This window comes from Devosia alba (genome assembly GCF_039938915.1).
Classification (GTDB): Bacteria; Pseudomonadota; Alphaproteobacteria; order Rhizobiales; family Devosiaceae; genus Devosia; species Devosia alba.
Genome location: NZ_JBDUUI010000009.1, coordinates 39,838 through 53,996 on the forward strand (window position 1 = coordinate 39,838; position 14,159 = coordinate 53,996).

Here is a 14,159-nt window from a genome sequence, read left to right on the forward strand (position 1 = left end):
CCACGACCTTGATCTACCATACCAGATCTGCATTGACCCCATTGGTGCGGCGGCGTAGGGCAGGGGGCCCTCCGGTCCCGGAACCCTCGGCCATGATCGCCATCATTAACGTCATTCTGCCCATCTTCGCCCTGATGGGGCTTGGTTTCGGCGCCGTGCGTCTGAAACTGTTCCCGGCTGAGGGCATCAAGAGCCTCATCGCCTTCGTCAACAATTTTGCCACGCCCTGCCTGCTGTTTCATTCCCTGGTCACCAGCGACTTCGCCGCCGCGTTCAATCCGGCGATCATCGGACCATTTTACATTGGGGCGCTGACCTGCTTTGTCCTGGGCATCGTCATTGCCCTGCGCGGCTTCGGCAACAGCCCCGGCGTTGCTGTTTCGGTCGGTTTTTCGGGCATGTTCACCAATACCGTGCTGGTGGGCCTGCCCATCATCCAGCGCGCCTATGGCGTGGACGCACTGCCCGTCGTGCTCTCCATTATCGGCCTGCACGGCGCCATCCTGCTCACCACCGGCATGATCACCATTGAACTGATGCGCCGGGACGGGGCCTCGCTCGGGCGCACCCTGGTGACTGCCGGCAAGCGCGTGGCTTCCAATCCGCTGATCTGGGGTATTGCCGCCGGCATGGTCGGCTATTTCGCCGGCCTGCAACTGATCGAACCGGCCGACGCCTTCCTGCGCATGATGAGCCAGGCGGTGGTCCCCGCCGCCCTGTTCGGCATTGGTGGGGCGCTCAACGAGTTCAAACTCTCCGACAATTGGCAGCAGGCGCTGATCGCCGCGCTCATCAAGCTGATCGTCCACCCCGCCATCGCCTATGTGCTGATGATCTGGGTGTTTCATGTCCCGATGGAAATCGCGCGCTACGGCATTCTGCTCTCGGCCATGCCTGCCGGGGTCAACGTCTATATCTTTGCCACCTACTACAATCGCGGTGTCAGCGTTGCCGCCAACACCATCCTGATCGCCACCATGGCGTCGGCGCTGACCATCTCTCTCTGGCTCTATATCCTCAGCCTATAGGGCGCCTTCGCCCCCGGCAGCACCAATCACGATTGATGGTCTGTCGGAACTCTTCGGGATGCCAAGCCATTCCCCGTCAGTGTTTTGCATAGCTGGCGGATATGATTTGCGCATTGTTCTGGTCTTCCTCCTCACACTGCTCGCGGGCTCTTTCTCTCTGCCCTCGGCCGTCTCAGCGCAGGACGTTGCGCTGGATGATGCCGTGTTCGGTTTCGCCGGGCGCTACGTCAATGCCTATATCGAGGGATCGCTGGTGCCGATTAGTGCCAGGTATGAGGACAATTTTGTCCTCGGTGGTGGCTATCAGAAATTCGTCGCCGAACCGCTGACCGATCTGCATCTGGGCCTTGAAGCGGGGCTTGCCCTGCGCGGTGGCGTTATCGTCAGCGGCGAAGCATGGCTTGGTGCCGTGGCGCGCTATGACGGCTTCCACCTCGGCGAAAACCTGCGCATTTCGCCCGCCATCACCGTGGGTCTCAGCGCCGTCACCAATCCCATTGGCATTGAAGCCGAGCGCGCGCAGCGCCGCAATGCCGATCCAAGCCTGCTGTTCTTCATGGCGCCCGAGATTGCCGTCTCCACCGTCGACAATCCCGAGATTGAGCTGTTCTACCGGGTGCAGCACCGCTCGGGTGCCTGGGGCACATTGGGTGGCATGGCCGACGGCGCCAATGCCCAGGTCATCGGCATGCGGTACCGCTTCTAGCCCCCGCCCTTCTGCTTTCGGAAACCCACCGCCCGCACCAATTGCATCAGTGAGTGTACGCCATCCAGGCCAGCCACGGTTCGAGAGAACTATTTGCGCCACTGGCCTCCGCTTGTATGGTACCGCCTTGTTCATCTCCCCTTGCCGTGAGCGCGCCATGACCATCGAAATTCTCCAGACCCACAAGCTGCTCGAGTCCTGCGAGGTGGCATTGGCCGAGCGCTTCACGGTTCACAAGCTGCATGAGGCGGCCGACAAGGCGGCCCTGATTGCCCAACTCGCCCCGCGCCTGCGGGCCATTGCGGGTGGCGCGGTCAATGCCGATCTCATCGCCCAACTACCCGCGCTCGAGATCATTGCCAATTTTGGTGTCGGCTATGATTCGATCGACACCGCCGCGGCCCGCGCCGCCAATGTGCGCGTCACCAATACCCCAAATGTCCTCAACGACGCCGTGGCCGAGCTCACCATCGGCCTGATGATCGCGCTGGCGCGCCGCATTCCCCAGGCCGATCAGTTCGTCCGTCAGGGCAAATGGCCCAACGGCAATATGGGTCTGTTCTCCGAACTCACCGGCAAGACCGTCGGCATTTTGGGCCTTGGCCGCATCGGCAAGGAAATCGCCGCCCGCGCCCAGGCCATGAAGATGCGTGTCGTCTATTACGGCCGCAAGCGCCAGGAGAGCGAGCCGCACGTCTTTTACGACAACCTGGTCGACATGGCCCGCGACAGCGACTGGCTGGTCGTCATCGCGCCGGGTGGCAAGGGCACCGAGCGCATCGTGTCGCGCGAAGTGCTCGAGGCTTTGGGTCCCCAGGGCAATATCGTCAACGTCGCCCGCGGCACGCTGATCGACGAAGCCGCCATGCTTGAGCTGTTGCAGACGGGCGACCTCGGCGGCGCCGCACTCGATGTCTTCGAAAACGAACCCGCCATGCCCGAGGCCTTCTTCGCCCTCGACAATGTCGTGCTCTCGCCCCACCAGGGCAGCGCCACCACCCAGACCCGCAACGCCATGGGCGCCCTGGTCGTCGCCAATCTCGACGCCCATTTTGCCGGCGAGCCATTGATCAGCGCGGTGGTGTGACGCTTGAGACAGCCGCGCATGCCCGCCACCCGGCCACCGCGCTGGAACTTTGTGCCTGATGCGCATAGCTACAGGTATTGAATCGGGAGCGTGCAGATGACGGAATGGTGGCGCGGCGGAGTGATCTATCAGGTCTATCCCCGCTCGTTTCAGGACAGCAATGGCGATGGCGTTGGCGATCTGCCCGGCATCATTGACCGGCTCGATCACATTGCCAGCCTGGGGGTCGATTGCATCTGGCTCTCGCCCATCACCCAGTCACCTCAGGACGATATGGGCTACGACGTCTCCGACTATCGTGAGGTTGATCGCCTATTCGGCTCGCTGCAAGATTTTGACAGCCTGCTCGACCAGGCCCATGCGCGCGGTCTCAAGGTGATCATGGACCAGGTGGTGAGCCACACCTCGGACCGGCATCCCTGGTTCGAGGAATCCCGTCTCAGTCGCACCAATGCCCGGGCCGACTGGTATGTCTGGGCCGATCCCTTGCCCGATGGTTCCCCGCCCAATAACTGGCCCGCCGTGTTCGGCGGCCGCGCCTGGGAGTGGAACCCGACGCGGGGCCAGTATTACCTGCACAATTTCCTCGCCAGCCAGCCCGACCTCAACTTCCACAATGCCGAGGTGCAGGAGGCCGTGCTCGACGTCATGCGCTTCTGGCTGGAGCGCGGCATTGATGGCTTCCGGCTCGATACCGTCAATTACTACTTCCACGACAGCAAGTTGCGCTCCAACCCGCCCAACAAGCTCAAAAACGAACACCTGCCCTATGCCGTCAATCCCTATGACATGCAGGAGCACCTGTTTTCCAAGAGCCGTCCGGAGAACCTCGATTTCCTCCGTCGCGTCCGCGCCCTGCTCAATGAATTTCCTGGCGCAACCTCGGTGGGCGAGGTCGGCGACAGCCACAAATCCGTGCAATTGATGGCCCAATACACCTCTGGCGGCGACACGCTGCATTTGTGCTACGGCTTCGATTTTCTCGGTGACGAGTTCACTGCTGCCCATTTCCGCAGCCGTATCGAACAGTTCTTCGAGATCGGCCCCGATGGCTGGCCGTGCTGGAGCTTTTCCAACCATGACGTGCCCCGCCATGTCACGCGCTGGGCCCCACACAGCCGGTCTGCAGCCGCGCTGGCCCGCCAGTCTGCCGCCCTGGTGCTCGCGCTCAGGGGGTCGGTCTGCCTCTATCAGGGCGAGGAACTGGGCCTGCCCGAAACCGATCTGCTGTTTGAAGAACTCACCGATCCGCGCGGCATCCGCTTCTGGCCCGAGGACAAGGGACGTGACGGCTGCCGCACGCCCATGCCCTGGGACGCCGGTGAGGCCCCAAATGGCTTCACCAGCGGCACCCCCTGGCTGCCGGTGAAATACCCCCAGTCCGCGCTCAATGTTGCCGACCAGAACGCCGACGCCGGCTCAACCCTGGCGTTTTACCGCACCATCCTGGCCTGGCGCAAAACCCACCCCATGCTGGCGCTGGGCGACATCGCGTTTTTCGATCTGGCCGAACCCATCCTGGCCTTCCGCCGCAGCACCGATGCCGGCGCCATGCTCTGCGTCTTCAACCTGTCTGCCGATGACCATGCCATTGCTGTCACCGGTCTGCCGCCGGGCACCCGGCTCGAACCCGTCTCGGCGGGCGCCGTGCTGCACGCCACAAAGCTGCAATTGGGCGCCAATGGCTATGCCTTCATCGCATTGCCCTCCGCCAGCGCGGCCGCCTTCGCCGATCTGGCGTGAGCCAATAAAACAACCCCGACTGCGCCATCATGCGCCGGTCGGGGTCGGGTCTCTGCGGCGCTGGCTGAACGGGCGATAGCCCGGTCTCGGCGCCGCTTAATAGGCGCGGCGATAGCTGCCGGGATTGAAGAACTGCATTTCCTCGGTGCCATCGGGCAGCCGCACATAGGCCCGGATGCACGTGCCCCAGCGCTCGACGCGGACGGCGTCGACGCCACGCTCGCGCAGCATCTGCATGTCGTGCTCATTGCGGGCCTGCTCATCAATTCTGATCTGGCCATTCTCTTCATAGCTGAAGCTGAGGGTTCCGCCCGAATCGGTGCAGAGCACGGCATAGGCAGGCATGGACGCCAGCAGCGTCAGGGCAAGGGCAGCAAGGCTTGTGCGTAACATGGTCTGGTCTCCGTTTGAGCTGAATTTTGCCCAATGATTGTGGCGCTTTCGCGCCGTATGATCTGCCCATCAAATGGCGACCACAGCCTATCCGACCGGCAGCGCCCGCTCGGCCAGCCGCGCCCAGAAACTGGTGCCCACCGGAATCGCGGCGTCATTGAAATCATAGCTATCGGTGTGCAATTCGCTGCTGTCGCCATTGCCCAGGAAAATATAGGCGCCGGGGCGCTGCTCCAGCATGAAGGAGAAATCCTCGCCACCCATGGATGGTGGTGCGTCGGTATCCACCCGCTGATGGCCGGCAACCTCCCCGGCCACCGCTGCCGCAAATGCTGTCTGCTCGGGCGCATTGACCGTCACCGGATAACCGCGCGCATAGCGCACCGTCGCCGTTGCGCCAAAGCTGGCCGCGAACTGCGGCACGAATTCGGCCAGCCGCTGCTCGATCTGGTCCTGCACGCCCAGATCAAGCGTGCGCACCGTGCCGGTGATCTTGGCGCTGCGGGAAATCACATTGTCCGCTTCGCCCGCTTCCAGCATCGTCACCGATAGCACCGCGCTGGCCAGCGGATCGACATTGCGCGACACGATCGCCTGCATCCCCACAATCATATTGGCCGCCACGATGATCGGATCGATCGTGGTCTGCGGCCGCGCCGCGTGGCCACCCTGGCCGGCAATGTCGATATAGAACCGGTCGGTTGCCGCCATGATGCCGCCGGCGCGAATGCCGAAATGCCCCGTCGGCATGCCCGGCCAATTGTGCATGCCGTAGAATTCGTCGATCCCGAACTGCTCGATCAGCCGGTCGTCCAGCATCGCCTTGGCGCCTGCGCCACCCTCTTCGGCCGGCTGGAAGATCAACGCGATCCGCCCATCGAAATTGCGCGTCTCGGCCAGATACTTCGCCGCGCCAAGCAGCATGGCCGTGTGCCCGTCATGGCCGCATGCATGCATCTTGCCGTCCACAGTGGACGCATAGGCCTTGCCGGTATTTTCGGTGATCGGCAGCGCATCCATATCGGCGCGTAGCCCGATGGTGCGGCCACTGGCATTGACCCGGCCATGGATGATGCCCACCACGCCGGTGCCGCCGATGCCGGTCACCACACTGTCGCATCCAAAGGCACGCAGTTTATCCGCCACAATCCCTGCCGTTCGCTCCACCGCATACAGCAGCTCTGGATGGGCGTGAAAATCCTGACGCCAGGCGGTGATTTCGTCGGCAAACTCGGCAATACGGTTGAGAACGGGCATATTTGGTCCGGCGATAATTCTGGGTCAGTGTTACTGACCCAATCCATGGCGTCAACACTAGCATGCTTTTGGCCGCCCATTGCCATGCGACAAAACGGGTCAGCCGGATCGACCGCAGCGCAGTATCGAGCGGACCTTTGCAAAGGCCGGGGATCGGTCGTTTTCGCTCCCCGCCAAGCCGTATTCAGCAAGCTACTCGCGGCGCAGGGCTTCGATGGGGTTGAGGCGGGCTGCCTGGCGCGCCGGGAAATAGCCAAAGATCACCCCGATCACCGCCGAGAAGGTGAAGGCGCCAACCACCACCAGCGGATCGACGACGAACGGCACCTCAAGAATGCTGCCGGCAATGGCAGCCAGCCCAAGCCCCAACCCGATGCCGATAATGCCGCCGAATAGCGACAGCACCACGGCTTCAACCAGGAATTGCATCAGGATCTGACGTTCGGAGGCGCCGACGGCGAGGCGAATGCCGATTTCCTTGGTCCGTTCGGTCACCGAAACCAGCATGATGTTCATGATGCCAATACCGCCAACCAATAGGCTCACCCCCGCCACGGCGGCCAGCAGGCCCGTCAGGATGCCGGTAACGGTAGAGAGCATGGAGGCGACCTGTTCCATGTCAAAGACATTGAAATCATCCTCGCCTCCGGCGGCGATCTGGCGGCGTTCGCGCATCAGGCGTTCGATGTCGCCCACGACTTTTTCGGTCGAAAACCCTTCCCGGACGGCGACATAGATCATGTTGACATCGCTATTGCCGGCAATGCGGCGCTGAAATGTGCGCAGCGGCATGATGACGGTGTCGTCCTGGTCAGCGCCAAAGCTGGAGCTGCCCCGCGAGGCCAGCACGCCGACGATGCGGCAGGAGATCTGGCCAACGCGAATGGTCTCACCCAGCGGATCGCCGCTGCCGAAGAAATTTGCGCTGGTGGTGTCCCCGATAATGCAGGCGGCACTACCTGCCTGCAGCTCACTTTCGTAAAAACTACGCCCTTGTTCGACAGGCCAGTCGCGGGCGATGAAATAGCGATTGTCGGTGCCGGTGACGGTCGAGGTGTAGTTTTTTGCCCCAAAGACCAGGGTCACTGAGCGCGAGGCATAGGGCGCCGCGGTCAGGGCGCCGGGGATCTGCTCGGCGACCGCGTCGACGTCGCGAATGGTGAAACTTGCCGAACTGGTGGCGCCCGAAGCGGGCCCGCCGGCGGCCTGCCCGGGCATGATCATCAACAGATTGCTGCCGAGTTGGGCGACTTCGGTGGCAACCCTGGCCGTTGTGCCCTGGCCCAGCGTGACCATGGCGATCACGGCAGCTACGCCGATCACCACGCCCAGCACTGTCAGCGAGGAGCGCAGGGCGTTGCGAAAGATCGCCTGAATGGCCAGTTTGCCGGTTTCGAGGATCATCGCGCTACCCCCTCGGTCACGGTGTCGGACTCGATCCGTCCGTCCCGGAAGCTGATCAGCCGCTCGGCATAGGCGGCCATGTCTGGCTCATGGGTGACCATGACAATGGTCATCCCCTCGTCGTGGTTGAGGGCAACCAGCAGTTTCATGATGTCCCCGGACATTACCGTATCCAGATTGCCGGTTGGCTCGTCGGCCAGCACCACATCAGGGCGGCTGACAATGGCGCGGGCGATGGCCACGCGTTGCTGCTGTCCGCCCGAGAGCTGCGATGGGTCGTGGTGCTCGCGCCCGGTCAATCCCACCCGGGCCAGGGCCTCCAGCGCCATTCGGCGCCGCACGTCACTCGGGATGCCCTGATAGATCAGCGGCAATTCCACATTGTCGAGCGCCGAGGTGCGGGCGAGCAGATTGTAGCCCTGAAACACGAAACCCAGGAAATTGCGCCGCAGTAGCGCGCTCTGATTGCGATCGATATTGCCGACATTGACGCCACCGAACCGGTAGCTTCCCGCCGTGGGGGTGTCGAGGCACCCGATAATGTTCATGGCGGTGGATTTGCCAGAGCCGCTGGGGCCCATAATGGCGACGAATTCGCCACGCTTTATCGTCAGGTCAATACCGCGCAGGGCGTGCACTTCGGCTTCGCCGCTGCCAAAGACCTTGGTGATGCCGCGCAGCTCGATAAGCGTACCGGCCACCTCTTCTGGTTCAACGGGCAAGACCGCGCGCGACGTCATCAATTGGGGCCCGCATCAACGATAACGCGGTCGCCAGCGGCAATCGCGCCGCTGACAATGACCGTGAAGCTGCCATCGCTGCTGCCGGGCTCGATGGTGACGGGCTCCGCCTGATCATTGCGCAGCACCCAGACGGTTTTCTGCCCTGCGGTGTCGGCGGGCAGCGATTCCGTCATGGTCGGCGTGAAGCGTAGCGCCGCATTGGGCACGCGCAGCACGTCGGCGGTTTCGGCAACGGTAATGGTGGCCGTCGCGGTCATGCCGGGGCGCAGCAGCAGATCGGTATTGTCGACGGCCAGGATGGCCTTGTAGGTGACCACGCCATTGACGGTGAGCGGGGCATAGCGCAATTCGGCAATTTCAGCGGGGAAGGTCTTGTTCTGGAACGCCTCGACGGTGAAATAGGCCCGATCGCCTTCTGATACCAGGCCGATATCGGCCTCATCGATATCGACCTGCAACTGCATGCGCGCCAGATCCTCCGCCAGGGTAAACAGCGTCGGCGCGGAGAATGACGCCGCCAGGATCTGACCGATTTCGACATTGCGATCCAGAATGATGCCGTCAATCGGTGCGCAGATGCAGGCCTTGGCGAGGTTGGCCTCGTTGAGCGCCAGATCAGCCTTGGCAATCGCCACATTGGCAGTTGCGCTCTGCAGCGCTGCCGTTGCCCGGGAAAAATTGGACTTGGCGCTTAGCAGCATCTGGTCGGAGGCCACGCCCTTGTCTGCCAGTTGCAGGGAGCGTTCATAGGCCTGGTCCATCTCTTCCAGTGTTGCCTGGGATTCCGCCAGCCGCGCTTCTGCCGCGTCAACATTGGCGCGGGCGCGGGTGAGGTTGGCTTCAAGCGTGGCCGTATCGAGCTGGGCCAGCACATCCCCGGCTTTGACAATATCGTTGAAGTCGAAATTGACCGCCCGAACCGTGCCGGACAGTTCGGTGGAAATCTCCACAACATTGGTTGGTTCCACCGATCCGGTGGCGGTCACCGTGACGGTGACGTCACCGCGATCAATGGCCTGGGTCACATATTGCGGCGCGCGCTGGGCCCCCGTGCCCGGCCACCACAACCACAGGCCGCCTGCAGACAACACCAGACCGGTCCCAATGATGACGGGCCAGAGCCACTTCCGTTTCGATGTGGACTGGCCGAGTATCGCTTCGATTTCGGCTGTTTTGTTTGGCACGCGGCAAGTCCTGAGCCAGATTGGGGCGGGGCGTATCGCCAATCATCCGCCACCCTAGCAGCGACCGCCGTCAGAACATTGATGTGGGTCAACTACCGGAACGTCGGGATTGGGCCACGCCATATCTGCGATGGCTTTGTCTCTGATGCCGGTCAGGAGTTGCGGCCTTGGCAAGTCCCTGATGGCGCAACAATTGGGAGACCACGCTGGTCTTGGCCGCACGCTCGCTATGGCGTTGGTTGCCATTGCAAATCCTGCCAGTCGACATACCTAGATACTAGGACCCGCCACATAGGCTGGCATTGGCGCGCTGACCGAGATCGGGGTGCCCGCAACAGGAACAGGAGATACTCAATGGGAATCCATATCGGCGATACCGCGCCTGATTTCACCGCAGACACTTCAACCGGTAAAATCAGCTTTCACGACTGGATCGGCGACAACTGGGTATTCTTTTTCAGTCACCCTGGCGACTTCACCCCGGTTTGCACAACCGAGATCGGCCGCACCGCTCAACTGGCCGACGAGTTCGCCAAGCGCCATGTCAAGCCGCTCGGCCTGTCCACAGATGGGGTCGAGGAGCATCTGAGCTGGATCGAAGACGTGAATGACACGCAGCACACGACTGTCAAATTCCCCATCATCGCAGATTCCGACAGCTCGATTGCGCGCCTGTACGAGATGATCCATGCCAACGAAAGCGCGACTGCGGCTGTCCGCTCGGTGTTCATCATTGACCCAAACAAGAAAATCCGGCTGACGATGACCTATCCGATGAACGTGGGCCGCAACTTTGACGAGATTTTGCGGGTGATCGACGCGCTGCAAACCGGCGACGCCAATAAGATCGCGACCCCTGCCGATTGGCTCCCCGGTGGTACCGTAATCATCCCGCCTTCAATCAAGGACGCCGAAGCAAAGACCTTGTTCCCACAGGGCTGGACCGAAGTGAGGCCCTACCTTCGGACCACCAAGATCTGACGACCAAAGACGATCGCCTCTGTCGGAGCTTCCGACGGAGGCCGACGCATCTGGAGAGGATGCGAGCGTGATGAAAACGCTGCCGCGGATCGGACTACTTCCGCCTTTGAGCCTCATCCTCGGCCTGATAGCGGAACAACAGATACATCAGGGATAGATAAACTGCAGGAACCACCGCGAGGACCAAAAACTCGGGAAATATTGATGCCGCACCGCAGTCGAGGCATGAAAAACGATAGCCGGCGTAAATGACTACGGCATGATAATAACAAAGCCAATCCACCAGGAGAGCATTGGATTACGACGTTGGATTGATTTTTCCATAGCGAGGCTCCCAAGGTTTCGCTGCTCAATCTCATGCCATTGACGGTCCTGCCAATCTAGTGGGTTCTGCGCTGAGAAGATAGGTTTTGAATAGCGAGACGGTATTCAAGCTAGATTTACCCGCCACTCTGGTGCGGCATCGACCCCGTCACAAATCTCCGTTGCGGTCTGACAGGCAGCCTTTTCCAACAATCGTCGCGCCCTTGGCCCATTATTTCTCGCACGCGGCTTGTTCCTCTGCCCGTGATTTGTCATGACACCCCTAACCACTCCGAGGGTCGCATGAAAATCCTGGTCGCCATCAAGCGCGTCGTCGATCACAATGTTCGCATCCGCGTTCGCCCTGACGGCAGCGGCGTTGAAACCGCCGGCGTCCGCCTGTCGATGAACCCCTTCTGCAAGAACGCGGTGGAAGCGGCCGTGCAATTGGCCGAAGCCGGGCACGCGGACGAAATCGTCGTTGTCTCAATCGGCCCCAAGGCCGCAACAGATGTCATCCTGACGGCGCTGGCCATGGGCGCCCATCGCGGCATTCTCCTTGAAACCGACGAAGCGCTCGAAACCCTGGCCATTGCCAAGCTGCTGGCCAAGATCGTCGCCGAGGAAACCCCGGACCTGGTCCTGCTCGGCAAGCAGGCCATTGATGACGACAGCAATCATGTCGGCCAGATGCTCGCCGCGCTCACCAATCGCCCCCAGGCGACCTTCGCCTCCGAGATCAAGGTCGTGGGGCCGGGCAACAAAGCGCTCGAAGTCACCCGCGAGGTAGATTCCGGCCGCGAGACGGTCGCCCTGCCGCTGCCTGCCGTGGTCACCGCCGATCTGCGCCTCAACACGCCCCGCAATGCCGCTTTGCCCATGGTGATGAAGGCGCGTTCCAAGCCGCTCGCCGTGCGCCCCGCCGCCGAATGCGGTGTCGACCTCGCCCCGCGTCTTGTCGTCGAAAAGATATCCCCGCCTGCTGAACGTGTGGCAGGAAAGACTGTCGGCTCCTCCTCCGAGCTGGCCGCCTATATTGCCGCCGAAGTCTCGCAGATGGAGGCGCTGTGATGAGCGTTCTGGTTATTGCCGACCATGATCTCGGCACGCTATCGCCGGCCACCGCCCGCGTGGTGCATGCGGCAAGTCAATTGGGGCCGATCGATCTGCTGGTCCTGGGACAGGACGCAGCCAATGTTGCAACCGAAGCTGCAAAGCTCGCCGGTGTCGCCAAAGTGCTGGTGGCCCAGGGCCCTGGCACGTCGGATGCCGATTCTCAGGTGATCGAAAAACTGGCCGCAGGGTATCTCTACGTTATTCAATCGGCCGGAAGTGCTGGAAGAGATCGAATGCCAGGTGTCGCGGCAAAGCTCGATCTGATGCCCGTCACCGATGTGGTCGAAATTCTCGGTCCCAACCGCTTTGTCCGCCCCATCTATGCCGGCAACGCGCTGCAGACGGTCACCGACAATCAACCTCGCCACGTCCTGACCCTGCGCGCCTCGGCCTTCCGCGCCGCCCCTGCTGGCCCTGCTGCACCGATCGAAGTGCTTGATAGTGCGCTGGATTCTGTCGTCAAGCTGCTGCGCAGCGATCGCACGCAAAGTGATACCGCCGATCTCGCCACCGCCCAGATCGTGATTGGCGGCGGCGTGGCGCTGGGCTCGGCTGAGAACTATCAACTGCTTGAATCTCTTGCTAAAAAACTAGGTGCTGCGGTCGGTGCGACCCGCGCGGCTGTCGACGCCGGCTACGCCCCCAATGATTGGCAGATCGGCCAGACCGGCAAGATCATCGCTCCCGATCTCTACATCGCCATCGGCATTTCCGGGGCCCTGCAGCACCTGGCCGGCATTCAGGGCGCCAAGAAAATCGTCGCTATCAATACCGATGCCGAAGCGCCACTGGTCAAGCTGGCCGACCTCGCCTTGATCGGCGATCTGTTTGAAATCATTCCGCAATTGACCGCCGAACTGGACCGCCTCGGCGTCTCCCGCTGAACCGCTATGCGATTGCAAAAATCTCTCCGCCGCCTATAAAGACCCTGCCTTTCCACCGGAACGACCCCTGACATGTTCGAGACTCTCACCAAGGCCCCCGGCGACAAGATTCTGGCGCTCATGGGCGAATACGCGGCCGACCCGCGCCCCACCAAGATCGACCTTGGCGTGGGCGTCTACAAAGACGAAGCCGGTGTCACCCCGATCATGAGTGCGGTGAAAAAGGCCGAGCAGCGCATCCTCGCCCAGGGCAAGACCAAGACCTATCTTGGCATCGCTGGCAATAAGGGCTTTGGCGCTGCCGTGCTCGATCTGGTGCTTGGCGATACGCTGGACCGCTCTCGCGTCCGCATCGCCCAGGCCCCCGGCGGCACCGGCTCGCTCTGGGTGCTGATGCAACTGGTCAATCGCGCTCGCCCCGGCGCCACCATCTGGGTTTCCGATCCGACTTGGCCCAACCACAACCCGATTGCCGAAAATTCGGGCCTCGTGGTCAAGACCTATCCCTATTTCGATGCCGAAACCCGCGGTGTGCGCTTCGAGGAGATGCTCGCCACCCTCGATGGCCTGGGCAAGGACGATGTCGTGCTGCTGCACGGCTGCTGCCACAACCCGACCGGCGCCAACCTGACCAATGCGCAGTGGGATCAGGTCGCCGCGAGCCTGGCCAAGACCGGCGCGCTGCCCTTCATCGATCTGGCCTATCTCGGCTTTGGCGACGGCCTGGCCGCCGATGCTTATGGCACACTCAAGGTAGTCTCGGCAGTGCCCGAAGCGCTGATTGCTTTCTCGGGCTCCAAGAATTTCGGTCTTTATCGCGAGCGCATCGGCGCCGCCATCCTGATCGCCCGCGACGCCGCGCAAGCCGACATTACCCAGTCGCAGTTGCTCAACATTATCCGCGGTTCCTATTCGCAGCCGCCCGATCATGGTGCCGAGATCATTCGCACCATCCTTGAGGATGCCGAACTGCGCTCCGAGTGGGAAGCCGAGCTTGATCTCATGCGTAACCGCATGATCCGGCTGCGCGAAAAGCTCAGCACCGCGATCCGCACCAAGTCCAATGCGGCCGATTTCGATTTCATCGCGGCCCATCGCGGTATGTTTTCACTGCTCGGACTCGAAAATGCGGTGGTTGAACATTTAAAAGCCGCCAATGGCATCTATATGATTGGTGATAGCCGCATCAACGTCGCTGGCATCCCTGAGGATCGCGTTGACGATCTGGCCGAAGCCATGCTGGCCGCCATCAAATAGTCCGGGGCGTTTGGACTTGCGGCAAGTCATTGCCGTGCTACACCTTTTGCCCACGGGCATGTTTGAAGACAAT

The 14,159-nt window shown here is 61.8% G+C and carries 13 protein-coding genes; 8 read left to right on the forward strand and 5 right to left on the reverse strand.

Going from position 1 to position 14,159, the window contains the following annotated elements:
• The first annotated feature begins 92 nt into the window (after nucleotides 1-92).
• From ABFY71_RS13620 to ABFY71_RS13635, 4 genes are all read left to right on the forward strand, one after another.
• Entirely contained in the window at nucleotides 93-1,028 is a 936-nt protein-coding gene (locus ABFY71_RS13620; RefSeq protein WP_347946585.1) for an AEC family transporter, read from the forward strand.
• Nucleotides 1,029-1,134: 106 nt separating this feature from the next.
• The gene (locus ABFY71_RS13625) at nucleotides 1,135-1,734 is read left to right on the forward strand and encodes a hypothetical protein (RefSeq protein ID WP_347946586.1); all 600 of its coding nucleotides are present in this window, start codon (nucleotides 1,135-1,137) and stop codon (nucleotides 1,732-1,734) included.
• Nucleotides 1,735-1,891: 157 nt separating this feature from the next.
• The gene (locus tag ABFY71_RS13630) at nucleotides 1,892-2,821 is read left to right on the forward strand and encodes a 2-hydroxyacid dehydrogenase (protein WP_347946587.1); all 930 of its coding nucleotides are present in this window, start codon (nucleotides 1,892-1,894) and stop codon (nucleotides 2,819-2,821) included.
• A 96-nt stretch (nucleotides 2,822-2,917) separates the two neighbouring features.
• A complete protein-coding gene (locus tag ABFY71_RS13635) occupies nucleotides 2,918-4,564 on the forward strand; it encodes an alpha-glucosidase (RefSeq protein ID WP_347946588.1) in 1,647 nt (548 codons plus the stop codon).
• A 96-nt stretch (nucleotides 4,565-4,660) separates the two neighbouring features.
• On the opposite strand, the gene ABFY71_RS13640 is transcribed toward ABFY71_RS13635, so the two are convergent.
• The 5 genes from ABFY71_RS13640 to ABFY71_RS13660 all read right to left on the reverse strand — a co-directional run bounded on the left by ABFY71_RS13640 (nucleotide 4,661) and on the right by ABFY71_RS13660 (nucleotide 9,545).
• On the reverse strand, nucleotides 4,661-4,957 hold the full coding sequence (locus ABFY71_RS13640; RefSeq protein ID WP_305580389.1) for a hypothetical protein: 297 nt from the start codon (nucleotides 4,955-4,957) through the stop codon (nucleotides 4,661-4,663).
• Between the two features lie 87 nt (nucleotides 4,958-5,044).
• Complete coding sequence (locus ABFY71_RS13645; RefSeq protein ID WP_347946589.1) at nucleotides 5,045-6,214, reverse strand: M20 aminoacylase family protein; 1,170 nt, start codon at nucleotides 6,212-6,214, stop codon at nucleotides 5,045-5,047.
• A gap of 192 nt (nucleotides 6,215-6,406) precedes the next feature.
• Nucleotides 6,407-7,618 (reverse strand): ABC transporter permease, encoded by a 1,212-nt coding sequence (locus tag ABFY71_RS13650; RefSeq protein WP_347946590.1) that lies wholly within the window; start codon nucleotides 7,616-7,618, stop codon nucleotides 6,407-6,409.
• Entirely contained in the window at nucleotides 7,615-8,358 is a 744-nt protein-coding gene (locus ABFY71_RS13655) for an ABC transporter ATP-binding protein (RefSeq protein ID WP_347946591.1), read from the reverse strand. Before ABFY71_RS13655 ends, ABFY71_RS13650 begins: the two co-directional genes overlap by 4 nt.
• A complete protein-coding gene (locus tag ABFY71_RS13660; RefSeq protein WP_347946592.1) occupies nucleotides 8,358-9,545 on the reverse strand; it encodes an efflux RND transporter periplasmic adaptor subunit in 1,188 nt (395 codons plus the stop codon). The genes ABFY71_RS13655 and ABFY71_RS13660 overlap by 1 nt, the downstream gene beginning before the upstream one ends.
• Nucleotides 9,546-9,899: 354 nt before the next feature.
• On the opposite strand from ABFY71_RS13660, the gene ABFY71_RS13665 reads away from it, so the two are divergent.
• The 4 genes from ABFY71_RS13665 to ABFY71_RS13680 all read left to right on the forward strand — a co-directional run bounded on the left by ABFY71_RS13665 (nucleotide 9,900) and on the right by ABFY71_RS13680 (nucleotide 14,086).
• Nucleotides 9,900-10,526 carry a peroxiredoxin gene (locus tag ABFY71_RS13665; protein WP_347946593.1) on the forward strand — a complete coding sequence of 209 codons (627 nt, stop codon included), beginning with the start codon at nucleotides 9,900-9,902 and terminating at the stop codon, nucleotides 10,524-10,526.
• A 606-nt stretch (nucleotides 10,527-11,132) separates the two neighbouring features.
• Complete coding sequence (locus ABFY71_RS13670; protein WP_347946594.1) at nucleotides 11,133-11,900, forward strand: electron transfer flavoprotein subunit beta/FixA family protein; 768 nt, start codon at nucleotides 11,133-11,135, stop codon at nucleotides 11,898-11,900.
• Complete coding sequence (locus tag ABFY71_RS13675) at nucleotides 11,900-12,829, forward strand: electron transfer flavoprotein subunit alpha/FixB family protein (RefSeq protein WP_347946595.1); 930 nt, start codon at nucleotides 11,900-11,902, stop codon at nucleotides 12,827-12,829. The genes ABFY71_RS13670 and ABFY71_RS13675 overlap by 1 nt, the downstream gene beginning before the upstream one ends.
• Before the next feature lie 72 nt (nucleotides 12,830-12,901).
• Complete coding sequence (locus ABFY71_RS13680; protein WP_347946596.1) at nucleotides 12,902-14,086, forward strand: amino acid aminotransferase; 1,185 nt, start codon at nucleotides 12,902-12,904, stop codon at nucleotides 14,084-14,086.
• Nucleotides 14,087-14,159 lie beyond the last annotated feature (73 nt).